The organism is Bacillus sp. EB600 (assembly GCF_024494385.1).
GTDB lineage: Bacteria > Bacillota > Bacilli > Bacillales > Cytobacillaceae > JAEVLT01.
The window spans coordinates 165,072-190,215 of sequence record NZ_JAEVLT010000003.1 but is presented as its reverse complement, the minus strand read 5'-3'; the positions used below and the strand labels follow the sequence as shown (position 1 = coordinate 190,215).

19 protein-coding genes, 1 pseudogene and 2 riboswitches are annotated in these 25,144 nt (G+C 41.1%); of the genes and pseudogenes, 10 read left to right on the top strand and 10 right to left on the bottom strand.

The window, feature by feature from the left end; genetic code table 11:
* The first annotated feature begins 29 nt into the window (after positions 1–29).
* From JN080_RS05220 to ilvB, 3 genes are all read left to right on the top strand, one after another.
* Positions 30–248 carry a hypothetical protein gene (locus JN080_RS05220; RefSeq protein WP_256234863.1) on the top strand — a complete coding sequence of 73 codons (219 nt, stop codon included), beginning with the start codon at positions 30–32 and terminating at the stop codon, positions 246–248.
* A gap of 86 nt (positions 249–334) precedes the next feature.
* A complete protein-coding gene (locus JN080_RS05215) occupies positions 335–1,075 on the top strand; it encodes an SGNH/GDSL hydrolase family protein (RefSeq protein WP_256234862.1) in 741 nt (246 codons plus the stop codon).
* A 113-nt stretch (positions 1,076–1,188) separates the two neighbouring features.
* Positions 1,189–1,275: riboswitch (cyclic di-GMP riboswitch) on the top strand.
* 564 nt (positions 1,276–1,839) lie between these two features.
* Positions 1,840–3,492, top strand: coding sequence for a biosynthetic-type acetolactate synthase large subunit (gene ilvB, locus JN080_RS05210; protein ID WP_256234861.1), 1,653 nt, complete (start codon positions 1,840–1,842; stop codon positions 3,490–3,492).
* Between the two features lie 67 nt (positions 3,493–3,559).
* Here the strand turns inward: ilvB and JN080_RS05205 are convergent, their stop codons facing one another.
* On the bottom strand, positions 3,560–3,745 hold the full coding sequence (locus JN080_RS05205; RefSeq protein WP_256234860.1) for a hypothetical protein: 186 nt from the start codon (positions 3,743–3,745) through the stop codon (positions 3,560–3,562).
* Between the two features lie 216 nt (positions 3,746–3,961).
* The gene (locus JN080_RS05200) at positions 3,962–4,456 is read right to left on the bottom strand and encodes a cupredoxin domain-containing protein (RefSeq protein ID WP_256234859.1); all 495 of its coding nucleotides are present in this window, start codon (positions 4,454–4,456) and stop codon (positions 3,962–3,964) included.
* A gap of 481 nt (positions 4,457–4,937) precedes the next feature.
* Positions 4,938–5,023: riboswitch (cyclic di-GMP riboswitch) on the bottom strand.
* A gap of 524 nt (positions 5,024–5,547) precedes the next feature.
* On the opposite strand from JN080_RS05200, the gene JN080_RS05195 reads away from it, so the two are divergent.
* The gene (locus JN080_RS05195) at positions 5,548–6,309 is read left to right on the top strand and encodes an N-acetylmuramoyl-L-alanine amidase (protein WP_256234858.1); all 762 of its coding nucleotides are present in this window, start codon (positions 5,548–5,550) and stop codon (positions 6,307–6,309) included.
* 128 nt (positions 6,310–6,437) lie between these two features.
* On the opposite strand, the gene galE is transcribed toward JN080_RS05195, so the two are convergent.
* On the bottom strand, positions 6,438–7,409 hold the full coding sequence (galE, locus tag JN080_RS05190; protein WP_256234857.1) for a UDP-glucose 4-epimerase GalE: 972 nt from the start codon (positions 7,407–7,409) through the stop codon (positions 6,438–6,440).
* A 1,454-nt stretch (positions 7,410–8,863) separates the two neighbouring features.
* Between galE and JN080_RS05185 the strand changes: the two genes are divergently transcribed.
* Positions 8,864–10,189 (top strand): MFS transporter, encoded by a 1,326-nt coding sequence (locus JN080_RS05185; RefSeq protein ID WP_256234856.1) that lies wholly within the window; start codon positions 8,864–8,866, stop codon positions 10,187–10,189.
* A gap of 213 nt (positions 10,190–10,402) precedes the next feature.
* On the top strand, positions 10,403–10,741 hold the full coding sequence (locus tag JN080_RS29415) for a hypothetical protein (protein WP_305473730.1): 339 nt from the start codon (positions 10,403–10,405) through the stop codon (positions 10,739–10,741).
* A gap of 177 nt (positions 10,742–10,918) precedes the next feature.
* On the opposite strand, the gene JN080_RS05175 is transcribed toward JN080_RS29415, so the two are convergent.
* From JN080_RS05175 to JN080_RS05165, 3 genes are all read right to left on the bottom strand, one after another.
* Positions 10,919–12,091, bottom strand: coding sequence for a serine hydrolase domain-containing protein (locus JN080_RS05175; RefSeq protein WP_256234855.1), 1,173 nt, complete (start codon positions 12,089–12,091; stop codon positions 10,919–10,921).
* Positions 12,092–12,243: 152 nt separating this feature from the next.
* Entirely contained in the window at positions 12,244–12,414 is a 171-nt protein-coding gene (locus JN080_RS05170; protein WP_256234854.1) for a hypothetical protein, read from the bottom strand.
* A gap of 222 nt (positions 12,415–12,636) precedes the next feature.
* Positions 12,637–12,828, bottom strand: coding sequence for a hypothetical protein (locus JN080_RS05165; RefSeq protein WP_256234853.1), 192 nt, complete (start codon positions 12,826–12,828; stop codon positions 12,637–12,639).
* Between the two features lie 190 nt (positions 12,829–13,018).
* Here JN080_RS05165 and glpX point away from each other — a divergent pair, with 190 nt between their 5' ends.
* The 4 genes and pseudogenes from glpX to JN080_RS05145 all read left to right on the top strand — a co-directional run bounded on the left by glpX (position 13,019) and on the right by JN080_RS05145 (position 17,075).
* Positions 13,019–14,008 (top strand): class II fructose-bisphosphatase, encoded by a 990-nt coding sequence (gene glpX / locus JN080_RS05160; protein ID WP_256234852.1) that lies wholly within the window; start codon positions 13,019–13,021, stop codon positions 14,006–14,008.
* A 26-nt stretch (positions 14,009–14,034) separates the two neighbouring features.
* Positions 14,035–14,157 (top strand): annotated as a pseudogene (locus JN080_RS05155) (riboflavin transporter FmnP); the annotation flags it as partial.
* A 282-nt stretch (positions 14,158–14,439) separates the two neighbouring features.
* Entirely contained in the window at positions 14,440–14,610 is a 171-nt protein-coding gene (locus JN080_RS05150) for an acyltransferase (RefSeq protein WP_256234851.1), read from the top strand.
* A 419-nt stretch (positions 14,611–15,029) separates the two neighbouring features.
* A complete protein-coding gene (locus JN080_RS05145) occupies positions 15,030–17,075 on the top strand; it encodes a molybdopterin-containing oxidoreductase family protein (protein WP_256234850.1) in 2,046 nt (681 codons plus the stop codon).
* A gap of 234 nt (positions 17,076–17,309) precedes the next feature.
* On the opposite strand, the gene JN080_RS05140 is transcribed toward JN080_RS05145, so the two are convergent.
* The 4 genes from JN080_RS05140 to gltB all read right to left on the bottom strand — a co-directional run bounded on the left by JN080_RS05140 (position 17,310) and on the right by gltB (position 25,112).
* Entirely contained in the window at positions 17,310–17,738 is a 429-nt protein-coding gene (locus JN080_RS05140; protein ID WP_256234849.1) for a VOC family protein, read from the bottom strand.
* 221 nt (positions 17,739–17,959) lie between these two features.
* Positions 17,960–18,682: a hypothetical protein gene (locus JN080_RS05135; protein WP_256234848.1), complete on the bottom strand. Its 723-nt coding sequence runs from the start codon at positions 18,680–18,682 to the stop codon at positions 17,960–17,962.
* A 399-nt stretch (positions 18,683–19,081) separates the two neighbouring features.
* Positions 19,082–20,548 (bottom strand): glutamate synthase small subunit, encoded by a 1,467-nt coding sequence (gene gltD, locus JN080_RS05130; protein WP_256234847.1) that lies wholly within the window; start codon positions 20,546–20,548, stop codon positions 19,082–19,084.
* A 16-nt stretch (positions 20,549–20,564) separates the two neighbouring features.
* The gene (gltB, locus tag JN080_RS05125; RefSeq protein WP_256234846.1) at positions 20,565–25,112 is read right to left on the bottom strand and encodes a glutamate synthase large subunit; all 4,548 of its coding nucleotides are present in this window, start codon (positions 25,110–25,112) and stop codon (positions 20,565–20,567) included.
* Positions 25,113–25,144: the final 32 nt, after the last annotated feature.

The following is a 25,144-nucleotide window of genomic DNA, read 5'->3' as shown; positions in this document are numbered from 1 at the left end:
AGCAATTCCTAATTGAAGGAGGCCTCACCTTGGGTGGACTTACCCTTTTACATTTTATTCTTTGGAAACTATTTGATGTTTTTAAGGAGTTTATCATTTTTTACGTATTTATTCTTTTAGGCGAATGGTTTGTTCAAAAAAAGGGCTATAATCTTTTTACAAAGGCATGGGTTATTACCATGATCGCACTGTCAATTTTAACCTTTGTAGTATGGGCACACTTTGGCCGACTGCTTATTTTTCTATAGGTCCGTTTTTCTTAAATGAATGGAAATCAAACACATTTTAGGCGATACTATAGTAGAATACAAATTCATTTGGGGTGCACGTTGAAATGAAATATCTATCTGTTGTTTTGCTAAGTATTTTAACTATAAGTACTTTAATAATCGGGAATTTTAAATACAATCAAAAGCTAAGCTTACTTGCTGAATCCGCCAAGGCATCTTTTGAAAAAGAAAATTTGGAAGCCTCGTGGAATAACCAGAACTGGTATGCAATCGGGGATAGCATTACCTATGCCAATAAATATCAGCCCCTTGTCCAAACTGGTCTGAAAATAAATTCTGTCAAAACTGATGCCGTCCCGGGCAGGCCGATCAAACTGATGGCAGACAACATTACTCCAGAAAACTTAAAAAACAGCGATTTAATTACTGTATTTGGCGGAACAAATGATTATGGGAGCAACAAGCCACTTGGTACGATCAAGGATGATCGACTCAAAGATACCTTTTACGGAAATCTTAAAAATTTAATTGATCGAATTATGGCGGATAAACCGGAAAGCGCCACAGTCGTGTTTTTCACTCCTTTAAAACGAGGCGCTTTTAAAAATCAACCTGTTTACCCGAATGCAAATACGAGTGGGTACAAGCTTGAGGATTACGTGAGAGCTGAGAAAAAAGTGTGCAAATCATACTCAATTCCTGTTATTGATCTATTCAACAAAAGTGGGCTTGAGATCGACAATATCCCAAAATATACTATCGATAACCTCCATCCAAACGATGAGGGGTATAAAATGATCTCCAAAGTAATGATCAAAGAATTAAAAAAAGTGGCTGTTCAGTAATTGAACGGCCATTTTTTTTGAAAACTTTAGACATTTTTCGTAATGTCTCGACAAAATAAGTCTAAAGTACTATTAAAAATGAGACTATTTATTCGAAAATAATAATAGAGCAGTTGATACAAAGGCAAAATCACTGAAAAGTGGTGACGCAAAGCTATAGGGGCCTCTGCCGAAATCGGCACAGCCAGCCAGCTGCCATCAAAGCAGAAAGAGGTATTTTTGATGTCTAACAATTATGGTCTTACACCAGAACAAAAACTACAGAAGAAAAAGACAAATAAGTATATTTTATATACATCTTTTTTTGTCCTCACAGCTCTTATAAGTGCATTTGTGACTATATTTGTAAGTAAAATATAATCACAAAGCTCAAAAGGTCCTTGTATTTTGCTTGGGTCTTTTCTGTGTTGTTTGTAAATCATTAACTCCTTTACAGTAAATGGCAAAATGCTCATAACTTATTTAAAATGGTTCATAATGCTCGTAAAATCGTTCATAAGCTACATAGAATGGTTCATACCCCCGCCAAAATGGTTCATATCCGAATCTCTGGATTTTTCTATCGTTTTAAGAGTGAGATTTTTCAAAGCTACTGAAATAAATCTCACTCTACTAATTGTAGTCGCGAATCGATTACCTTGTGTAATTGATTTTCTGGAGTCATCAGAAATTTCTCATTAGTATGACGTAGTTCACTTCGAAATTTTTTCTAAAAATTTATAATGTTAAAAAAGAAGAAACTTGGTGAAAGAATGTCATTGTTAATGAAAACTACTGAAGTTAGTTCACTATTTGGTTCCTTAGAAACGAACGGTGTTGAAATTGTGTTTAGTAGCAATGAGGAGGAGCTACTGGATTGCGCGAAGCATTCCAGCCTCCGTTTCTTCCAACTAAAGCACGAACAAGGCGCTGTTCATGCAGCCGACGGTTATGCTCGGGTAACTGGAAAGCCTGGTGTCGTAATTTTAACAACAGCAGCGGGAGTCGCGAATGGAATTACGGGGATGACAACAGCCTATGGCGATTCCGTTCCACTTGTAGTCATTGCCGGCCCTCTCCTTGACAAGTGCTGCAACAGTTCATTTCAGGAATTCGATATAGCTGGGGTTACGATGCCGATTACAAAACATACTTTTTATGTGAATAATTTCAGTGAGCTTGAAGCGGTTGTCCGACCTGCCCTTACGATTGCAGGCAGTGGACGGCCAGGTCCAGTACTGATCGAATTTACTCCAAATGCCGTAAGTCGTCCCCCTGTAAAGCTTGGTCCTCGACATGGTAAAGAAAGTAAGCCAAAAACGGTGCAAAGATCGATTGAATTAGCGGCCAAGTACATTGAATCAGCTCGCAAGCCAGTACTGTTCATTGGCGGCGGAGCAATTATTTCAGGTGCATCGGAGCTGTTGACGGAGTTTGCCCAGCAAGCCCGGATCCCGGTGGTCAGCTCCTTGATGGGGATTGGTGCCTTTCAAGCTGCGGATCCTCTTTATTTAGGGATGCTGGGGATGCACGGAACATTTGCCGCCAACAAGGCCGTTCATCATTGTGATTTGTTAATCAGCATTGGTGTTCGCTTTAGCGACCGGACAACCGGCAAGGTCAGCAGCTTTTCTCCTAAATCAAAAAAGATCCATGTGGACATCGATTCTGCCGAAATCAACAAAATTATTCAAGTTGATTTACCAATTGTCGGTGATGCTAAAGAGTTCCTTTGTGGCTTAAAGGAACAAGTACATGTTGAGAAGATTCGCGAAAACACGGAGATTTGGGTTAACGAAGTGACCAAGCTGAAACGGACAGTCCCACGTTTTGAAAAATCGAATAGTATTCTTAGCCCGCAAACCGTGATTCGTATGCTTGATGAGTTTTCTAGTGGTGATGCCATTGTTGTCACGGATGTCGGTCAGCATCAAATGTGGACGGCCAACAATTATACCTTCACAAAGCCGCGTACTCTGATCACTTCAGGCGGCTTAGGGACAATGGGCTATGGCCTGCCGGCAGCGATCGGGGCCGCGGGAGCAGACCCAACGAAACAAATCATTTGTGTATCAGGTGACGGCAGCTTTCAAATGAATTTGCAGGAGATCATCACCGCGGTTAGCTATCAGCTACCGATCAAAATCGCGATTATGAATAACGGCTACCTTGGCATGGTCCGTCAATGGCAGGAGATGTTTCATCAGCGGCGATACTCTGCTGTAAAAATAACCTCTCCCAATTTCGCCAAGCTTGCGGAAGCATATGGTGCGGTTGGATTCAAAGCTAGTACCGAAGAGGAAGCGCGGCAAGTTATTAAAGCCGCATTTGCCCAACCAGGGCCGTTTATAATGGAATTTGATGTTATCGAGGAAGAAAACGTCTTCCCAATCGTTCCACCGAACCAAGGTAATGATCAAGTCATTTTATCCCGCTAACGTTTCGAAAAATCAACAGCTGATGGGATTTTTCCATCAGCTGTTGATTTTGGTTGAAGCAACACGGTTACATTTTTGCTAGCCCTTTAGTGTCATGATTGTTTTCCATCAAAATATAGTTTCTGATTCCGCCGATTTGGGGCCTGATTCCGCCAACTTTTCGGGTTATTCCGCTGAAATCTACTTGTATTCCGCGAGTTTTACCCATTATTCCGCCGAGTTCAACACTTATTCCGCGGTTCGCTTGGAACAAAAGAACCGTCCCTAGTGTTCATACTCGTTCGCCTTCGTACTTTTTCAAATAAAAATAAGATGGTTAACGCAAGGAAAGCTCCAAAAGCATCGATTAGGACATCTTCTAAAGCTGCAGTTCGTCTAGGCATAAAAAGACAAACGCTAATTCAAAACAAAGATTTGGAATAGCGTTTGTCGATAGTCTTTTATATGGAAGGAATACCATTATCTTTTTCTATTCAACTACCAGCTTACCTGTCATATTTGTATGACCAGATCCACACATGACAGAGCAATGATATTCATAGGTGCCTGTTTTATCAGCTGTAAATTCAGCACTTCCATTTTTCTGAAGATTTATGTTATAGGCAGGAAGAGCAAATCCATGTCCGCCATCATCATCACTTTTCAGCGTTAATTTTACTTTATCTCCTTTTTTAACATGAAGGACTTTTTTGTCGTATTCGAAATCCTTTGCATTGACAGTAATTTCAACTAACTTTCCAGTTGAAGCCTGTGCAGAAGCACTTGAATTACTTGCTGCACTAGTATTTACAGCTTTTTGATCAGCAGCAGTCGTTGATGCTGTTGAATGGTCAGCAGCCTTTTGAGTTGATGAGTTCGTTGATGCTGCTGCTTGATTTGTTTGTTTCGAATTGTTTCCGCAAGCACTTAATACCGAAATACTTAAGACAGTTGCTGCAATCAGTAGTACCAATTTCATTTTCATAGATAGAATCTCCTTAAAATTTTATAGAAGCAATTTAAACACAAGGAATATGCTAATATTGTTTTTTTAATTTTTTATTAAAATTAGTCCTTTTTTCAAAATATTTTATCCCTTATTCTTTAATCGTTTATTACAAAAGGCGTTAAGCTTTGTCCTTACCCAAAATAAAAAAGCCTAGGGAGTTCCCAAGGCTTGTTAATTGAAAAAAGGAACAAAAGAACCGTCCCTTTGTATTTTGAAACCGCTTTCACTTTTTATTTAAACACTACATTCCATTTTGTAAAATAATTCTAGTACTTTGCTTTGATGGTACAATGCTTTGATCTTTAGTTTGGATTGCAATTCTTCACTTATGCATTCCTTCAGGAGTAGCTCATGGTGACGTTGCTGGAACAGGTGCCAATAATACTTCATTTTCATGAACTTACTTTTTAACACAATAGGTTTCCTCCTTTGCTGGACATAAATCGCAGGAGTCGTGTTCGGTAACTGGCTGGCATTGTTGTGTAAACATTAGCCCCTTAAGCTTTGCGTCACTATTTTTCAATAGCTTTGCCTTTTCGAACGATTTATGTGTTGTATTTTCTATTATATAAAACTATTATTACTGCGTAAAGGGCATAAAACTGAATATTGGTAATTTTTTATGAAGATCTTAAAGTTACAAATAAAAAAACCTTGACTTTCGAACTTTAAAGGGTTCCGTTTTAAGTTGCTTTTAGAAATGTAAAGTCAAAATGACAAACGTTTTGACATCGATCTTGGCATGCAAAAATGGCAAAAAAGCTCACCAATCGGCGAGCTTTCCCCATGTTGAATATACGTGGTTCGTTTTTTAGCAAAAGGATGATTGAATAAGAAAATTATTTTAGACCTCATGACATTCTATTATAAAAAGGAATTCCTAATGAAATGGAACAAAGTTCATGAACGACTTTTTTATTTCCAATGGCAAAGAAATTATCAGAAGTAATTTATTCCCTATTAATCGATTTGTCCCTTGTGATAAACGCATAATTTTTATCTTACATTTTATTAGTACAAGCATTTATTCGCCTTTTTAATATCTTATTATTGGAGGTGATTAAATAATGGTAAAACTATTTATTGACCCTGGACATGGAGGTACAGACTCTGGAGCCGTGGGTAGTGGTCTGCAAGAAAAGAATATCACTTTACAAATCGCTACGACTTTAAGGGACATCTTACTTAATGAGTATGAAGGTGTTTTAGTCATGTTAAGTAGGACAAGCGATCAGACTGTTAGCTTAAGTGAAAGAACAGATGCTGCAAACAATTGGGGAGCAGATTATTATCTTTCTATTCATATCAACTCCGGTGGGGGTACGGGTTTCGAAAGTTATATTTACCCAGGTAGTGGGGCCCCTACAACAACTTATCAAAATATTATTCATGAAGAGGTTCTAAAGATAGTAGATTTTGCTAATCGTGGTGAAAAAACAGCCGACTTTCATGTATTACGGCAATCAAGAATGCCAGCTTTGTTAACGGAAAATGGATTTATCGATAATGCAAATGATGCTGCTGAACTAAAAAATTCAAGTTTCTTAACGGAGATTGCCAGAGGACATGTCAATGGGTTAGCTAGAGCATTTCATTTAACTAAAAAACCAACTGTTCTGTATAGAGTCCAAATTGGTGCATTCAGTAACAAGACAAATGCGGACAACCTTGCAGCAGAAGCGAAAGTGAAAGGTTTTGATGCCTTTGTTGTACTAAGACATGGTTTGTATAAAGTCCAAATTGGTGCTTTCGCAACAAAAGGAAATGCAGACTCTCTAGCCGCAAAAGCAAGGAATGCTGGATTTAATGCCATTGTGGTAAATGAATAATTGAGTTGTAAAGGGCTTATTTTAGTCTGTTTTTTCTTCACGAAACAAGCAGAGTTCAAAAGACATTATCTGCTTGTTTCTTAATTACCAAATATATATTATGCCATTTCCAATTGAACATTAAAATATTAGTATGTCTGCTCCTGGTGCCATTTCCAGGCACTAGCGATAATCATTTCTAAATTACGTTCTGCTTTCCAGCCAAGCTCTGTAAAAATCTTTTGAGAAGTAGCAACAAGTCTTGCTGGATCCCCCGCGCGTCGTGAGGCCATCTCAACCACTGCTTTCCTGCCAGTCACTTTTTCACAGGTCTCAATCACTTCTTTAACAGAATAACCAAGGCCATTGCCAAGATTATAAACTTCCGTCGACTTCTTCCCATTCAGCAAGGCTTCAAGGGCGAGAATATGAGCATTAGCTAAATCGGTTACGTGAATGTAATCGCGCACGCAAGTCCCATCTGCTGTGTCATAATCGGTACCAAATACAGATACCTTCTCACGTTTACCGGCAAGGTGCTGTAGAATAATCGGGATTAAATGAGTTTCCGGGCTGTGACTTTCCCCAATTTCAGCAGAACGATGAGCTCCGGCCGCGTTAAAATAGCGAAGAACAACATAATTCAAACCATAAGCTTTTGAAAAATCAGCAAGAATATGCTCCACCATTAGCTTTGATTGACCATATGGATTAATCGGTGCGGTTGGGCATTCTTCATCAATGATTTCAACATTTGGAATTCCATAAGTTGCAGCTGTTGAAGAGAAAATAAAGTTTTTAATATTATGCTTTAACATCATTTTTAATAATGTTAAAGTAGATGCCACATTGTTTTGATAATACTTTAACGGATCGACGACAGACTCGCCAACAAGACTGTTTGCCGCAAAATGCATAACTGCATTAATCGGATAACTTGAAAAGATCATTTGCAGATCGTCTTCATCCCCAAGATTACCTTTAACAAAAATAGCCCTGCTGTCCACCGCTTCTCGGTGACCAGTAGATAGGTTATCAAGCACAATAACTTCTTCCTTTTCAACTAATTCCTTCACAAGGTGACTGCCGATATATCCGGCTCCGCCAACAACAAGAATCATGTTCATTTCCCCTTATGCTAAATTTCACTCGAGAGAATCACGCCTACACTTACAGTTGCGAAGCTTCTTCCTTCTGTTCCGTGGAATCACCTGCTCAGCATAGAATGGTTCAAGAATAATCAACAACTTTTTTATTTTACCATAAAACTAAATTGAAGACTATTTACCAGATTTTTTAACAGCTGAGTCCTTACTTTTATAGGTATAATGATTTGATTATTCTACCAATTTTGACATATTCCTTTAATTTTTTCATCTTTTTTGGGATATAGTCCTAAGATATATCTTTTTTTCTTTACTATTGTCGTTTCTTATCGAGAACAGCTTCCTGCTATTTTCTAAATATTAAGATATACTAGAATTATAAAATAAGAAAGAGAGATGTCTTACGTGCCATTACTTCATATGAAAGAAATCTTTACACCACTCAAATTGTTTGGGATAAAGTTATTTAGAACCACTGAGGGTGAAACCTATATAAAAATTGGGAAAAATCCTAGAAAAAAAATATTCCCATGGTAATAGGCACCCCCTACTATCATGGTGACTTTTTGTCTACCTTTTGACTTAGTAGATTTCCTCACTATTCTACTACTTCCCTTTTGCCCTCCTTTTTCTATCGGAGCACTTTAGCAGAAAGACCTCAGATTCAGTGTTCATTTTTCTACAATACACTTTTAACAATCCCCTTTTACACTTTTATCTATTTAACTGCTATAGCCTTGCAAATCGGACATAACGGCAAGGTCCGATTTTTTAAAATTATCATTCCTTTAAAGAAAACTCTTTTTTAAACTGTAATTAAAATTTTTAGAATAATATTTTAATATATTATCTATTTACAAATAATTTGAAAAGTTGTAGCATTTTTATAAAGGGGGGAATGACAAAACTATTCTAAACGTATTGTAAAATAGTTTTTTTGATTAGAGGAGCATTTGGAATGGACTTATTAGCTAGCACAATCATGTAAGCCTTTTCACGGTGAACAGAAGCTGCAATGATCGTTTTATTTTCAGATTTATGGTATTTATAAATTCCCTATTTTAAACTTCTTCAAGGAACAGTATCTTGTAAGCCCTTTCATAAATTACCTCTTAGAGACCACAGAAAAGCTTTCTTGTTCATCATTACAATGTGAGTCCTTTCACAACCTTTTACTAACTAGGGCTTCTCCAAACATACGAGTACTAGAAAAGGATCTTTTTTAATCGATTCCAACGGTTGAATGGTTATCAAGTCATAGCACACTTGAATGCTGACCACTTCATTAATAGCTAATGAAGGAGAATGGATTTTAGTCTGCTATTTCCTACTAGATCCATAGATGACATGTCCCCGTTTTTGTGGGGAATTAGTCAAAGAAGAAATGAAAATAGGGGAAAACAGCAGTAACACCAAGTAAGTTTAGCGGGAATGGGGAAATTTCAAACCATTAAAGGGGGAAATTTACTATGCGGAAAAACTATCGTTATAAAATTATGACCATGATGGTAATCATGGTCATTATCAACTACATAGACAGAGGGGCTATTTCATACGGACAAGGGGCGATTATCCAGGAATTTGGTTTTGACAAGATTGCTTGGGGAGCAGTACTTGGATACTTCGGCTATGGATATTTATTTGGTTCTCTTTTTGGAGGAATTCTTTCCGATAAAAAAGGTCCAAAGTTTGTTTGGATGGTAATCGGAATTAGTTGGTCGATTTTCGTCATGGCAACAGCCATTGCCGGCAATGTAGGCCAAGCGCTTTTCGGCGGCTCCGCTTTAGCAGGCTTTGCAATGGTGCGAATTCTTTTCGGATTTTCGGAAGGCCCAATGTTTTCGACGATTAATAAAACAAATGCAAACTGGGCAGCTCCAAAAGAACGCGGTATTGCCGCATCTGTAGGTTTATTAGGTACTCCGTTAGGCGCATTGTTAACCGCTCCGGTAGCTGTTGGCCTTTTATCGATTGCAAGCTGGAAATTGGTCTTTATCCTTCTTGGCGCTTTAGGGTTTGTGTGGATTATTATCTGGTCCAAAATGTTTAAAGACATGCCTGAGGATCATGCAAAGGTTTCAAAGGATGAACTTGCCAGAATTCGTTCAAAGGAAGGTTTATTAGCAAATGAAACAATCGTTGATCAAAACGACGATTCCGTTAAGTGGTATCACTTCTTCAAAAACCCGACATTAATTTTTAACGCAATCGGCTATTTTGCTTTCCAATACGTTAACTTCTTACTACTTACTTGGACACCTAAATACCTGCAGGATCAATTTGGCTTTGAATTGTCTTCTTTATGGTATCTAGGCATGATTCCTTGGGTTGGTGCCATCTTTACGGTATTACTCGGTGGTAAAATTTCTGACGCTTTGCGTGCAAAAACAGGAAGCTTGCGGATTGCCCGTTCAGGACTTGCTGTTGTTTCCTTATTTCTGACAGCTATTTGCTTTATGCTGATTCCTACATTGCACAGTGTTGCCGGCGTTTTAACGTTAATGGCCGTTGGTAATGCCTTCAACTTCCTGCCAAACTCTGTTTATTGGACCGTTGTTGTTGACACTGAACCAACCCGCGCCGGAACATTTGGCGGTATTACCCACTTTATCACGAATACAGCAACCATTATTGCACCTACTTTAACTGGATTTTTAGTTGTCAGCTATGGATACTCCTCCATGTTTGTGGCAGCAGCTATTGCCGCTGTAATCGGAATGGTTGCCATGGTCTTTGTTAAACCTGGCGCAAGAAAAGCAAAAAAAGTACCTGCAGCACATAAAATGGCAAACTAAAGTTACAAGGCGGGCTTCCTATCGGCATCCAGCTGATCGCCAAGCACAGAAGGATCAGCTTCTACCTACTCGGCTATGCATAGAAATACGGAATACGGATAGCTTGTAGCGTGCTTAAAACTATAATTAATACCAGAAGATGGGCATGAACCTACTCCTCCCCTTATTAAGACACATACACTGTTTTTGTAATGAAAAGAGGAGGAGTGCGAAATGGATAGACAGTTTTTTGGAGGAATGGGTGTTGGTGGTTATCCCGGAGCAGGGTACATGGGTGGCTATCCTGGTGGATTTGGCGTAGGGCCAGGAATAATGGGTGGTTATCCAGGCGGCTATGCTGCCGGCATGGGTGTCGGTGGTGGTTATCCAGGTGCTTTCGCCGGTATGGGCGGCGGTTATCCAGGTGCTTTCGCCGGTATGGGTGGCGGTTATCCTGTAGGTTACGGCGGTTACCATGGATATGCTGGTTATCCAGGCTACGGCGGGGTTACAGGCTACAGTGGAATGGGCTTTGGCGGCCATTCGATGGGTGGCTGCGGCTGCGGCTGTTAACCCTTAAACAGTCACTTGTATTTACCTAAAAATGTAACGTAAGGTATGTGAAAATCCCTAAATGGATACGGATAAATGTTAACAGCAAGTAATTGGAAGGTGCAAAAGGCACCTTCCAATTTTCCGTTTTGGATTCCTCACTTTCAATAAAAAAGCGGAAAGCGCTTTGCCTTCCACTTAATGCTTATTTCTCAGCATGAGATAAATTTGATTGTTGACGACGCCAAGTGATTTTACGCCGTTTTGGACGTTGGATAAGAGGACAACGTAAGTACTTCCACTTTTGCTAAAACTATTAAGAGTATTCCAGCCGGGGAGTACACCGTGGTCAGAATAACTACCAGGGTCACTGTACAAACCTAGGGCGTAATTATGCTTAAATGGTGTAAAAAACTGCTTCAAGCTTTTTTGGGACATCAATTTACCGGTATAAAGGGCTTTATCAAATAGATACATGTCATAGGCTGTTGTATAAACATCCCCGCAGCCAAACAACTGGGACATATCAGGAAGGTCTGGAGTGATCATGGTTCCGCCCTTTTGCTTGTATCCTTTTGAAGGAAATGGCTCCTTGTAAAATGCTTCTCCAAACCCGGTATGTTCCATACCCGCTACATCAAAGACATGCTGTTTTACATACGTTTCAAGCGGTTCACCTGTTACTTTTTCCAAAATATACGCTAGGATTGTATAGTTAGAATCACTATAATTCCATTCTGAACCTGGTTTGAATTTTAATTTTCCTTTTTCAATTTTCTTGATCAAATCATCATGGGAAATTTTCTGCGTTGTTTCCGAATGTTCAGGAATTCCTGACGTATGTGTTAATAAATGATATAAGGTAATTTCTTTTCCGTTTGGAAAGTCCGGGATATATTTTGCCACTGGGTCATTGATATTTATCTTTCCTTTTTCTTGCTGCTGCATGATTGAGGCAGATATAAATACCTTTGTAATCGAACCAATGTAGAATACAGTTTGCGAATTATTCGATAATTTTTTCTCACTATCAGCGTAGCCGAAACCTTTATTTAATATGACCTTATTGTCTTTTACAACTAATGCAGTACCGGTAAAATTCAAGCTTTTTAGATACTCATAAATGGCTGGGTCATTCGTAATATCTTCCACTTGAGGTGCGGATGCGGCAACTTTCTTTTTAAGCGGTGGATTTACTTTTGAACTTTGATTTTTGCTGACACCAGATTCTGCTTTCGTATTTTTCGAAGAATAATAGAAGTAACCTGGAACAAAGGTGATGATTGCTGTTGCAAGAAATAGAATTAAAAACTGTTTAATTGCTCTATTTCGCCGCCGAATTCTATAAACCTCTAATCGAACATCCGCCATTTTTCTTTTCACCTTTCTTTCAAACATAAACCACTCTGACATAGTATAAAACAGAATGCTACCCTAAGACTACATTATTTGGCGGTTTTTTTTATAAAAAATTCGACTAAAAAAACGGAGAAATCACCTTTTCTCCGTTTTTTGTATAATCTTTAAGCGTCGTGTTTAAGGTAACAATTTCTTTCCCACTCATCGTATTGCTTTGAAGCCGTCCAACTGAGCCATGATACCAGCACCTTTAAATGACTTGAACCTACATACCAGAATTCCCAACGATTCTTTCCAGAGTTTTGGTAAATTCCTGTCCGTTTTACATTTTGCATTGAATGCCCTCCTTTATGAAATAAAATATCCGTGGCAAAGAAGAACTCCCATTCCTACCATTTTCTTGTGCTTTCCTATATGTTTATGAAATTAGCAAAATAGTTTAGATTCCTGATTATTATAAATATTCTATTAATTTAATCAAAATCCTTCTTACTCTCTAAAAAATTTTCCCAACTATAGTACTATCTACTTTTTGCTATCATTCTTACATTTTCTAATTAGCATACTTCGATATGGACCATTTTGACAATGTTATAACCCATTTCATTTGGCTTATGAACCATTTTTCGCACGTTATAACCCATTTCGTTTGGCTTATGAACCATTTTTCGCACGTTATAACCCATTTCGTTTGGCTTATGAACCATTTTTCGCACGTTATGAACCATTTCACTTGGCTTATGAACCATTTTACACTCGTTATGAACCATTTTGATTAAGTTATGAGCATTTTTCCATTTACTGTTAAATTACATTAATCTTCCTTTTTGAAATCGCATTCATTTACAAAGATTTATATATTTTGTGTAGAATCAGCAGATTAATCACAATTTTCCGTTGGGTATGTTACCTTTAATTTTTAATAGGAGGGAAATGAATATGCGATCGAATAGCAAACTAGTTGAGACCATCTGCACACAGCGTTTAGTAATGGAATTTCTCGCTGTCTCCCAGCAAGCAGCCATTGCCTGCTATCCTTGGATTGGCCGCGGAGATAAAATAGAGGCTGACGGGGCCGGGACGGAAGCCATGCGCAATCGCATGAACCTGATCGATATGTCCGGGGTGATTGTCATCGGAGAAGGCGAAATGGATGAGGCTCCTATGCTCTATATCGATGAAAAGCTTGGAACAGGCCAAGGTCCTCATGTTGATATTGCCGTTGACCCTGTCGAAGGCACAACCTTAATGGCAAAAGGCAAAGGTCGTTCGCTAACCGTTATCGCGGTAGCCAGCCAAGGAAGCTTGTTGCATGCCCCAGATATGTATATGAAAAAAATTGCTGTCGGTCCAAAGGCAAAAGGCAGCATCGATATTGAATTATCACTTTCCGATAATATGAAAGCAGTCGCAAACGCGCTCGGTAAACAGGTTAATGAACTAACCGTGATGATCCAGGAACGGCCCCGCCACGAGGAATTGATCCAGGAGGTCATTCAAGCAGGTGCCAGTGTGAAGCTTTTTTCTGATGTGGATATTACCGGAGCGATTGCAACGGCTTTTGATGAAATCGACATTGATTTATTAGTTGGAACGGGCGGCGCGCCAGAAGGTGTCATTACTGCGGCTGCCTTAAAGTGTTTGGGTGGCGACTTTCAGGCAAAGTTGATGCCGCAAAATCAAGCAGAATTTGATCGCTGTTTAAAGATGGGGATTTCAAACCCCGATAAAGCGCTAACGATGGATGAAATTGTCAAAACCGATGATTGCTTTTTTGTAGCTACAGCGATTACCGATGGAATGCTGTTAAAGGGTATTCAAAAAAGTAACCAAGGCTCCTTGCTTACCCACTCCTTAGTGATAGCAGGTGGAGGTATGAAAAACATTCAATTTGTTACTGGCCGCTTTTCGGCTGACAGCCAATTTTAAAAGGTAAAAGTAACTGTATCTATGCAATGCTAAGTAGTATCTTATTCAATTTCCCAATACCGTCATTTCCAGGTTTTCTATTAGTCGATTTTAGCGATATCCCTGCACTCATTGCAGCTCTATTTTTCGGCCCGGTGGGAGGTATTTTTTTTAAAAGAATCTAAAAATGCAAAAATGGATGGTGCCTTTGCGCCATCCATTTTTGTGTAATTCAACTTAAACTAGAGCTGGTTTTTTTCTGCAAATTCTAATAGGCGCTTTTTGGTATCCTCCCACATTGAAAAGATTATTATTTCAATCAAAGAAAATTTAAGGAAGACATGAAATTTGTCGTAAACTTTAAAGCACGAGACGACAGTGTTCGGCCTTCTCCGCATCTATTTTCTATTATATTTTAGTTTAGAAACTAGAAGAGTTAGGAGTGGCTGATCATGTATTTTGAGAATCTATTAGATGCCGTTCTTGGTATTCGCAGAGTATTTCATGTAGTTGAGTGCGAGATCTGTGGGTTTGATGAGATATACTATGAGGATGCCGAAACAAAGAAGCTTGTTGGCAGAGCTTGTTCAGAATGTAATTTCGTGCAGAAATTTGACTTTTAGAAGCGAGGAGTTTTGGGGGAACGATTGGCTAAGGACCTTTTTTTGGAACATAGCAACAGGCGATTCATTTAATCACTCCCCCACAAGGATATAGTAATTTTTTATTTCAATAAGGTTAGGTTTTAGAATAGGAATTCTCCCTCCAGTTCCATTTTCTCCCCCTATTTCAGCGCCAGCTCTTTTTAATCGAATGTATTTTTTGATTACCTTCTATTACTACCATATACCTGCTAAAGAAGAATTTGGCCTTTTCAAGCGACTTTTCCTCGATAGAATATTATATTTGATCCAATGCATGATAAATCTTAGAATCTATCATATAGTGATCAACCGGAACCACTTTGTTCATTTTATAACAAAATCTTGAAAATTTATCCACAAGATGTACTTATTATACCTACAGTGAAAGGAGTCAGCTTATGTCCTCTTTAGTAAACCAGCAAAATGGTGTATTTCATTCTGTTTGCTCACTTGATTGTCCCGATCAATGCGGCTTGCTCGTTCATAAACAAGAAGGAAAAATCGTGAAAATTGAAGGAGACCCCAATCATCCTGTAACCAAGGGACATATTTGCAATAAGGTAAGGCACATGACCGATCGAATCTATGATAATAAGCGCTTGAAATATCCACTGAAACGGGTCGGAGCAAAAGGTTCCGGGGAATTTGAGCGAATAAGCTGGGAGGAAGCGATCAATACGATTTCTTCCCGATGGAAACAGCTCCTGCAGACAGATGGACCGGAGAGCATTCTTCCCTACAGCTTTTATGGAAACATGGGCAGGCTTAGTGCCGAGGGCATGGACCGCCGTTTTTTTCATCGCTTGGGTGCTTCAAGGCTTGATCGATCCATATGCAGTTCAGCGGGGTCGGTTGGCTATAAGTATACGATGGGCGGCAGCTTCGGCATTGACCCGGAAGATACGATTCATTCCAAACTAATTATTTTTTGGGGAATTAATGCCGTTAGTACGAACATGCATCAAGTTGCACTTGCCCAACAGGCGCGGAAAAATGGCGCAAAAATCATTGTCATAGACGTCCACAAAAATCAAACCGCCCGTTTTGCGGATTGGTTCATTCCAATTATGCCTGGAACAGACAGCGCTCTCGCCTTAGGGATCATGCACATTCTTTTTTCAGAAAACATGGTGAATACTTCTTTTTTGCAAAAATATACAGTCGGACACGAAGAGCTGCGTGAACATGTTGTCCAGTACGATCCTCTGACGGTTTCCGGAATAACCGGTGTGCCGGTGGATGATATTTATAAACTGGCACGTATGTATGGTACTACTTCTCCTTCTTTCATCCGAATTGGAAACGGACCGCAGCATCATGATAATGGCGGCATGTGTATTCGCACGATTTCCTGTCTTCCGGCCTTAACGGGACAATGGCTGGTAAAAGGCGGCGGCGCCATTAAAGGAAATGGTGGTTATTTAGATTGTAATAGCAGCTACCTGCAGAGGCCGGATCTGCTGCAAAAGAAGAATACACGTGTGATTAACATGAACCTGCTTGGAAATGCTTTACTGACGATGGATCCTCCGATAAAGTCCTTATATGTTTATAGCACAAATCCTGCTGTCGTGGCGCCTGATGGTAATAAAGTCCGAAAAGGTCTGGACCGGGATGATTTATTTACGGTTGTCCATGATTTGTTTCTTACTGAGACCGCGAAGTATGCAGATATTGTTTTACCTGCAGCATCAGCATTTGAAAACACGGACTTTTACACGTCTTATTGGCACCACTACATCCAAATTCAGCAGCCTGTTATTGAAAAATACGGGGAATCCAAATCAAATGTTGACGTCTTCCGCTTGCTTGCCGAAGCAATGGGCTTTAAGGATGCCTGCTTTCAAGAGTCAGAAGCAGAAATGATTGCAGGAGCGCTTGATTATCCGAATTTAGACGGAATTGAGTATGAAGCCTTAGTGAGCCAGCACTATATAAAAGCGGAGGTAAAGCCATTGTTCCCTGGAATGCTCTCAACGCCAAGTGGAAAAATAGAGTTATATTCTGAAAAAATGAAAGTAGATGGCTACCCTCCCCTTGCTACCTATATACCATTAGTAGACGATGCTGATTTCCCATTTTTGTTCGTGCCTGGTCCCAATCAGCATTTCTTAAACTCTACTTTTTCCAACAACGAAAAACACCAAAAGTTTGAAAAAGAGCTACTACTGCACATGAATCATGAAGATGCCGAATCCCTCGGGATCGAAGATGGGGATCTTGTCCGTGTCTGGAACAACCGCGGCCAATGCGAGTTTAAAGTGTCAGTGGGTGATAAAGTCCTCCAAGGCGTAGTCGTCACCCAAGGACTTTGGGGGAATTCTAGCGGGTTCCATTCATCTGGAAATGTTTTGGTGAATTCACTTACTCCTGATCGAGTGGCTGATATGGGCAATGGTGCTACATTTTTTTCAGGGCGTGTGCAGATTGAGAAAAAGGTCTAAAAATAAACAAGAAAGTGTCCCAAAGTAAGTTATTTGGGACACTTCTTGTTAGTGGGCTTCAATTTTTTTAAAAAAGGAGAACGGCACTGTTGCAAGTGATGCGAACCGTGCCGTTTTACTGCTGATTCCGTATGTATATCGTAAGGTTGTATGGGTGTTCCAGGGACCATTAATCTTAATTCAAGTTAATTGAACCAATCCAATGCCTAAGGGCAAGCGGGACAGCCGTATGAATTAGTGTTGTTTGCCTTCAGTGAATACTTGGAAGCTTATGCCGAACTTGTCTGTTACATTTCCATAAGCTGGGCTGAAAAAAGTTTCCTGAAGAGGCATGGTTACTTGACCGCCATCCTGCAGTGCAGTAAACATTTGACGTGCTTGATCAGCGTTATCCGTTGTAATACAGATTGTTACTTGATTTCCACTTTGAACTGATTGACCCGGAAATGTATCAGAAAACATAAGGTCCGTTTCACCAACTTTTATTGACGCGTGCGAAACAAGGTCCTTTGCTTCTGCGGGTAATGGAAATTCTGGATTTTCCGGCATTTCTCCGAAAGATTGCATAAAGAGAACTTGAGCACCTAATGCTTTTTCGTAAAATTGGATTGCTTCCTTTGCGTTGCCATTCATCACGAAGTAGGGAATTAATTTTAATGTCATCTTAATCAGCTCCTAAGGTCATTACTATTTTGCATACTTGCTATTATTACCCACAGTTAAGATTATAAAACAAAGAACAAATGTTCGCAACCAATATTTTCCGACATTCGGATTGAATTTTTCCAAATGGCGTACCTGATTCTACAAAAGGAGGCTGGATCGTTCTTTTGCTACCCTCGCTGGCTCTTCCTTCACCGTCAAAATCTCACAACATTCGAATTCTAGTCTAAGACATCAATTTCAACAAGATCCCAGGATGTTATGATTCCTAATGGTTTTTCGCTTTGCTTGCCTGTTTCGGTAACGATCACCGCTTCAAGTTTTTGATTTTTCACATGGTATTCTCCAAAAATTTCTTCAATCTCAAACATGTCTACATTTTTCCTAACAAATTCAATCGGAGTGGACCTCTTCAAAGGAAAGAGATCCTTGACCGTTACATCTTCTAGTTGGATGACACTTTCCACCATATTCTCAGCAAACCATTTAATAATACAATCTGCTGTTAACGGCCATTTATATCCGTTCCCGTCATAAATCGGAAAAATTGAATAAGACCGTTTATTTATAACAGTTAAAATATCTTTTAATTTTGCATCCTCGTAGTAGTAAAAAACAGGCTTCGTCGCAATCGAGAGGGCTTCCCTTGGCTGAACCAACTTTGAAGCAATATTCTCGATTAGGCTGACGACACGCGTATGCGGCTCGGCAATGTAAAACCCTAATTCAATCTTGTCATGAACGATTGAATTTCTTAATCGCCCAAATATCTTTAAATCATGATAATGCTTGCGAATGATTGAATGAACCGGAAATCCTAGCCGCAGTAATTCCGCAAACCGGTCCGTTCCGGCGTTTTTTATATTTTCTTGCAGCCAGTTATGTATTTGATTAAAAGCTACCTCAAAACGTTCTGATAATTGTGTTTCCAGTGCTTTCGCCACGATTCTGTGAACCTCCGTATCTAGTAAACATGCTTACTAGTAATCTTTAATTAGCCTTAATGGCCACTAGGTTTCCTATGTAAAAATTATACAATATTTTCGATTATAAAGAGAACTTTGGACCAATAGTACCATACCCATTCATGGAATCATCCTGATTTAACTGAATTGCGCCAACTTCACTCATAATTGCGCCGTTTTTAAATTTATTTCGCCAATTTTTATAATGATTTCGCCAAAATTAATTTTATTTCGCCAAACTAGATGATAATTGCGCCAAACCTTAATGTAGCCGATGCAGATCAAGCGATATCCAAAGCAGCAATCTTTGCACAGCACATCTAAAAAAAGGTAATTTAAAAAGGAGAGCGATCATTCATGATTGCTCTCCTCCTATCATTACGCCATCAAATAGTTATCAACTTCCCGTGCAACTTCGCGCCCCTCGTTAATGGCCCAGACGATTAGGCTTTGGCCTCGTCTGGCATCACCTGCAGCGAATACACCTTCGACGTTTGTTTTGAACTCTCCGTATGCAGCGTCAACCTTTTGCCCCACGGTATTCACACCGAATTGGCTTAGCAGCGGCTGCTCTGTTCCCTCAAAACCGATCGCGATGAACACAAATTGCGCCGGCCACACTTTTTCAGTGCCTGGGATTTCTTTATAATAGTAACAGCCTTTATCATCCCATAGTTTCTCCATTTCAATGGTGTGAAGCTCTTTTACCTTTCCATTCTCATCCGCAACGACTTTTTTCGTTTGAATCGAGTATTGGCGCGGATCTTCCCCAAACGAAGCTTTTGCTTCCTTATAGGCATAATCCATTGTAAAAACATTTGGATTAGCTGGCCACATATTGTCAGCAGTACGTTCAGCCGGCAATTGCGGATGTTTACCGAATTGTACAACGCTGCGGCATTTTTGACGAAGTGCAGTAGCCACGCAGTCTGCGCCTGTGTCCCCGCCGCCAATGACGATGACGTCCTTGTCCTCGGCATTAATAAACTGACCATCCTCAAAATTAGAGTCTAATAGACTTTTGGTCGATTTGGTCAAATAATCCATTGCAAAGTGAACCCCGTTTGCTTCACGGCCTTCGAGCACCAAATCACGCTGCTTTTGCGCACCTGTACAAAGGATCACTGCATCGAACTGAGCTTGAAGCTCAACAGCTGTGATATCCTTGCCGACTTCTGTATTGGTGACAAAGTCGATTCCTTCTTGTGCCAATAAACGAACCCGGCGCTCAACGACTTCTTTTTCCAGCTTCATGTTAGGAATTCCATACATCAGTAATCCTCCGGGCCGGTCGGCACGCTCAAATACCGTTACCGAGTGGCCGGCTTGGTTAAGCTGATCAGCGGCAGCCAGACCGGCTGGACCGGAACCGATCACCGCTACCTTCTTACCCGTCCGTGATGAAGGAACCCGCGGCGTGATCCAGCCTTCTTCAAAGCCTTTATCAATGATCGCTTGCTCTATGTTTTTGATCGTAACCGCAGGATCAGAAATCGCCAAGGTACATGAGCCTTCACACGGAGCCGGACAAACTCTTCCTGTAAATTCAGGGAAATTATTCGTTTTCATTAGTCGGTCAAGTGCTTCCTTCCAGCGGCCGCGGTAGACCAAATCATTCCACTCCGGGATCAGGTTGTGAATCGGACAACCTGATGTTGCCCCTTGAATCTCCATCCCGATGTGGCAGAAGGGTGTACCGCAATCCATGCAGCGGGCCCCCTGTTTGCTTATTTTTTCAGCAGAGAAAGGAAGCTTATACTCTTTCCAGTCGTTAAGGCGTTTAAGGGCATGCCGTTCTTCCGCTTTTTCGCGGGCATATTCCATAAAACCTGTTGCTTTTCCCATTTTCCTCTCCCCTTTCTTAGCGTATTACAGCTTCCTGCTGTTTTACATGTGTTGATTTTGCAGATGAATTGGCTAAAAAGGCACTCATAACCGCTTCTTCTTCGGTTAAGCCCGTTTCTTTTTGGGCCTCGATCAGATTCATCATCCTCTTATAATCCTTCGGTATTACCTTGACAAAATATTTCACAGCTTCTTCCCAGCTTTCAAGAATGCTGTTAGCTTTTATACTTTGTGTATAACGGAAATGATTTTCAATTAACTGTTTCAGCTCAGCCTGATCGGCCGGGTCAGAAACAGATTCAAAGTCAATTAATGCTTGATTACATAACTGCCTAAATTCATACGGCTCATCTGTTAAGACGTAGGCAATCCCGCCGGACATCCCTGCGGCAAAGTTTTTGCCAACATCACCTAAAACAACAACCCGGCCGCCTGTCATGTACTCGCAGCCATGGTCACCAATTCCTTCAACAACCACGTTTGCACCGCTGTTCCGGACAGCAAAACGTTCACCGGCACGGCCGTTAATATAGGCTTCACCGCTGGTTGCCCCGTAAAAAGCGACATTTCCGGCAATGACATTTTCCCCTGAAGCCATCATGGTATGTTCATCTGCTTTGACGATAATTTTACCGCCTGACAAACCTTTACCAACATAATCATTCGTGTCACCGGTAAGCTCCATGGTCATCCCCTTCGGTATAAACGCACCAAAGCTTTGACCGGCAGAACCGGCAAACCTTAAGGTAATCGTATCCTCCGGCAGACCTGCTTCACCGTAGAGTTTAGAGATTTCACTTCCGACAATGGTTCCAACAACACGGTTGACGTTTGTAATTGGGAAGCTGATATCCACAGGAATCTGTTCCGCTAACGCCGGTTTCACTGCCGGCAGAATTTTTTGGATATCAAGAGAATCATTAATTCGATGATTTTGCGCATGTCTAAACGTACGGTTCCCTTCAGGCTGATATAGCAAAGTGGTTAGATCCAAATGCTGTGCCTTCCAGTGTGCTTTAGCCCGGTCACTCACTGTTAAAACATCTGTGCGGCCAACCATTTCTTCCACGGTTCTAAAGCCAAGTTCTGCCATAAGTTCACGCACTTCCTGGGCAACAAAGCGCATAAAGTTGACAATATAATCAGCTTCACCCGTGAACTTTTTGCGAAGCTCAGGGTTTTGCGTCGCAATCCCGACTGGGCACGTATCCAGATGACAGACACGCATCATGACACATCCAAGAACAACAAGCGGTGCTGTCGCAAACCCAAACTCTTCTGCTCCAAGCAAGGCTGCCATGACTACATCCCGGCCGGTCATTAATTTACCATCCGTTTCCAGGACAATCCGATCGCGCAGACCGTTCAGCATCAACGTTTGGTGCGCTTCAGCAAGGCCAAGTTCCCAAGGCAGTCCGGCATGCTGGATACTGGTTTTAGGTGACGCACCTGTTCCGCCGTCGTAGCCGCTGATCACGATTACATCGGCAACCGCTTTAGCAACACCGGCTGCAATCGTGCCGACGCCGCCTTTCGAGACAAGCTTTACGCTGATGCGGGCATCACGGTTGGCGTTTTTCAAATCATGAATCAGCTGTGCTAAATCCTCGATCGAGTAAATGTCATGGTGCGGCGGAGGTGAAATTAAAGAGACGCCAGGTGTTGCACCGCGAACGTCGGCCACCCACGGATACACCTTTTTGCCCATCAGCTGTCCGCCCTCGCCCGGCTTTGCGCCTTGTGCCATTTTTATTTGCAGCTCTTTAGCGTTGACGAGATAATGACTTTTTACACCAAAACGCCCGGAGGCAATTTGTTTAATCGCACTTCCCCTGTTATCACCGTTTTCATCTAAAACATAGCGGCTTGAATCTTCCCCGCCTTCACCGCTGTTGCTTTTTCCGCCTAAACGGTTCATCGCAATCGCCAATGTTTCATGAGCTTCCTTACTGATTGAACCAAACGACATTGCCCCTGTTTTAAAGCGGCGGACAATTGAATCTACAGATTCTACTTCGTCAAGCGGCACGGATGGACGTGATCCATTAAAGGTGAATAAGTTACGTAAAAAGCCTAGTCTCTCTTCATTTGCAAGATTAGAGTATTTTTTAAATAATTCATAATCACCGTTGCGGCACGCCCATTGCAAAGTATGAATGGTGCCCGGATTAAAGGCGTGATGTTCGCCGTCACTTCTCCATTGGAAGTTGCTTCCTGAATCTAATGTCTTGTCGGTTAATTCCTTGTATGCCCCCTCATGACGTAGCTTCGCTTCCTCAGCAATGGTTTCTAAACCGATTCCACCAAGCTGGGAGACTGTCCCAGAGAAAAAACGCTCAATGACATCCGAACCAATTCCCACCGCTTCAAAAATTTGTGCACCACGATAACTTTGAACGGTAGAAATCCCCATTTTGGACATGACTTTGACAACGCCCTCGGTCATCGCATGCACATATTTTTCAACTGCTTCTTCATAGGTGTATGGTAAAGTATCTTCCTGTACTGCTTGTTTATAGGCAGCAAACGCCAGGTAAGGGTTTATCGCATCGACACCATAGCCAAGCAATACCGCGAAATGATGAACTTCTCTTGCTTCTCCTGTTTCAACAATGACGCTGGCTTTTGTCCGCAAGCCTTGACGAATCAAGTGCTGATGAAGGGCACTTGCTGCCAATAATGAAGGTATCGCCATTTCTTTTTCATTCATATTGCGGTCTGACAGGATTAATAAGCTGGCCCCGTCCGCAATCGCAGCCTCTGCTTCACGGCAAACAGCTGTAAGGCTGGCTTCGAGATCATCCGTGAACAGTATATTTATCGTTTTACTAGTAAAATCAGGCTGTGCTTTTAATTGCTCAAGCTGACTGTTCGTAATAATTGGTGATTCCAGCTGAATCCGGCGGCAATTTCCTGCTGTCGGATGAAGCAAATTGCCCTCAGCTCCTAAATAGGAAACGGTCGAAGTGACGATTGCCTCGCGAATCGAGTCAATCGGCGGATTGGTAACTTGGGCAAACAATTGTTTAAAGTAGTTGAACAACAGCTGCGGCCGGTCTGATAACACGGCAAGCGGCATATCATTTCCCATTGCCCCAAGCGGATCCTTTCCTTCACTCACAACTGGAAGGATGTATTTATTAATATCTTCATAGGTATATCCAAAGGCTTTCTGGCGGACTTGTAAATTCGCTAATGTTTCTCCCTCAGACTCTATTTTATCCTCTAAGCGGACAAGCTGTTCATCCAGCCATTGCTGGTAAGGCTGCGCCTGTGCAAGTTCTGCTTTCACTTCTTCATCGGAAATAATCCGTCCTTTTTCTAAATCGATAAGGAGCATTTTTCCCGGGCGTAAGCGCTCTTTGTATAACACTTTTTCTGGCTCAACATCGATAACCCCAACCTCTGATGAAAAAATAATATAATCATCTTCAGTAACATAATAACGAGCCGGACGAAGACCATTCCGATCCAATACAGCGCCAATTTGTTTTCCATCTGTAAACGAAATAGCTGACGGACCATCCCATGGCTCCATTAGAGAACTATGATACTCGTAAAAAGCACGCTTTTCCTCTGTCATATGCGGATTGTTAGACCATGGCTCCGGAATGAGCATCATCGCTGCATGGGCAGGCTTCCTGCCGGCAAGCACTAAGAATTCAAGCGCATTATCTAAGATGGAGGAGTCACTTCCATCCGTATCAAGAATTGGCAGCACTTTTGCCAAATCCTCCCCAAACGCCTTGGAAACGAATTGCTGTTCACGCGCCTTCATCCAGTGAATATTACCCTGGAGCGTATTAATCTCCCCATTATGAATTAAATAACGGTTTGGATGAGCTCTTTCCCAGCTTGGAAATGTATTTGTACTAAAGCGGGAATGCACTAAAGCAAACGCCGACACAAAATTCTCATCCTGCAAATCTAAATAAAACTGATCGACCTGTTGTGGTGTTAACAAGCCTTTATAAACAATCGTTCTGCTGGAAAGACTCGCAAAGTAAAAACGGTATCCCGATTCCTTTGCCCATTTTTCCGCTTGTTTCCGAATCACGTATAATTTTCGTTCAAATCCTAAAGAATCCGTACGATTTTCGTTGTCACCAACAAACAACTGGCGGATGACCGGACAGCTCTCCTGCGCCGTTACCCCAATTTTTTCGGCATCGACCGGAACCGTTCTCCAGCCAAGCACCGTTTCCCCTTCTTGTTCAACCAATAGATTGATATATTTTTCAATTTCTCCCCGTTCCGCATCGTCTTTTGAGAAAAACAGCATCCCCACACCGTATTTCTCTTTTTCCGGCAATTTCATTACCGAACATTCTTTCCTGAAAAACTTATCCGGAATTTGAACCATTAATCCCGCTCCATCCCCTGTAAGCGGGTCACTTCCCTGGCCGCCGCGGTGATCTAATTTGCAAAGCATTTGCAGTCCCTTGGTAACAATTTCATGTGTAGCCTTTCCCTTTATGTGAGCATATAAGCCGATTCCACATGCGTCATGTTCAAATTCAGGACGATAGAGACCTTGTGCTTTTGGTAGTTGGTTATAGGTCATCCTTATTCTCCTCCTGTAGGTTATTGTCGAAA

What these genes read in the sequence shown, in the direction of transcription:
- JN080_RS05215 (WP_256234862.1), top strand. Translation starts at nt 335, where the DNA reads ATGAAATATCTATCTGTTGTTTTGCTAAGTATTTTAACTATAAGTACT.
- ilvB (WP_256234861.1), top strand. Translation starts at nt 1,840, where the DNA reads ATGAAAACTACTGAAGTTAGTTCACTATTTGGTTCCTTAGAAACGAAC.
- JN080_RS05200 (WP_256234859.1), bottom strand. Translation starts at nt 4,456, where the DNA reads ATGAAAATGAAATTGGTACTACTGATTGCAGCAACTGTCTTAAGTATT.
- JN080_RS05195 (WP_256234858.1), top strand. Translation starts at nt 5,548, where the DNA reads ATGGTAAAACTATTTATTGACCCTGGACATGGAGGTACAGACTCTGGA.
- galE (WP_256234857.1), bottom strand. Translation starts at nt 7,409, where the DNA reads ATGATTCTTGTTGTTGGCGGAGCCGGATATATCGGCAGTCACCTTGTG.
- JN080_RS05185 (WP_256234856.1), top strand. Translation starts at nt 8,864, where the DNA reads ATGCGGAAAAACTATCGTTATAAAATTATGACCATGATGGTAATCATG.
- JN080_RS29415 (WP_305473730.1), top strand. Translation starts at nt 10,403, where the DNA reads ATGGATAGACAGTTTTTTGGAGGAATGGGTGTTGGTGGTTATCCCGGA.
- JN080_RS05175 (WP_256234855.1), bottom strand. Translation starts at nt 12,091, where the DNA reads ATGGCGGATGTTCGATTAGAGGTTTATAGAATTCGGCGGCGAAATAGA.
- JN080_RS05170 (WP_256234854.1), bottom strand. Translation starts at nt 12,414, where the DNA reads ATGCAAAATGTAAAACGGACAGGAATTTACCAAAACTCTGGAAAGAAT.
- JN080_RS05165 (WP_256234853.1), bottom strand. Translation starts at nt 12,828, where the DNA reads ATGGTTCATAAGCCAAGTGAAATGGTTCATAACGTGCGAAAAATGGTT.
- glpX (WP_256234852.1), top strand. Translation starts at nt 13,019, where the DNA reads ATGCGATCGAATAGCAAACTAGTTGAGACCATCTGCACACAGCGTTTA.
- JN080_RS05150 (WP_256234851.1), top strand. Translation starts at nt 14,440, where the DNA reads ATGTATTTTGAGAATCTATTAGATGCCGTTCTTGGTATTCGCAGAGTA.
- JN080_RS05145 (WP_256234850.1), top strand. Translation starts at nt 15,030, where the DNA reads ATGTCCTCTTTAGTAAACCAGCAAAATGGTGTATTTCATTCTGTTTGC.
- JN080_RS05140 (WP_256234849.1), bottom strand. Translation starts at nt 17,738, where the DNA reads ATGACATTAAAATTAATTCCCTACTTCGTGATGAATGGCAACGCAAAG.
- gltD (WP_256234847.1), bottom strand. Translation starts at nt 20,548, where the DNA reads ATGGGAAAAGCAACAGGTTTTATGGAATATGCCCGCGAAAAAGCGGAA.
- gltB (WP_256234846.1), bottom strand. Translation starts at nt 25,112, where the DNA reads ATGACCTATAACCAACTACCAAAAGCACAAGGTCTCTATCGTCCTGAA.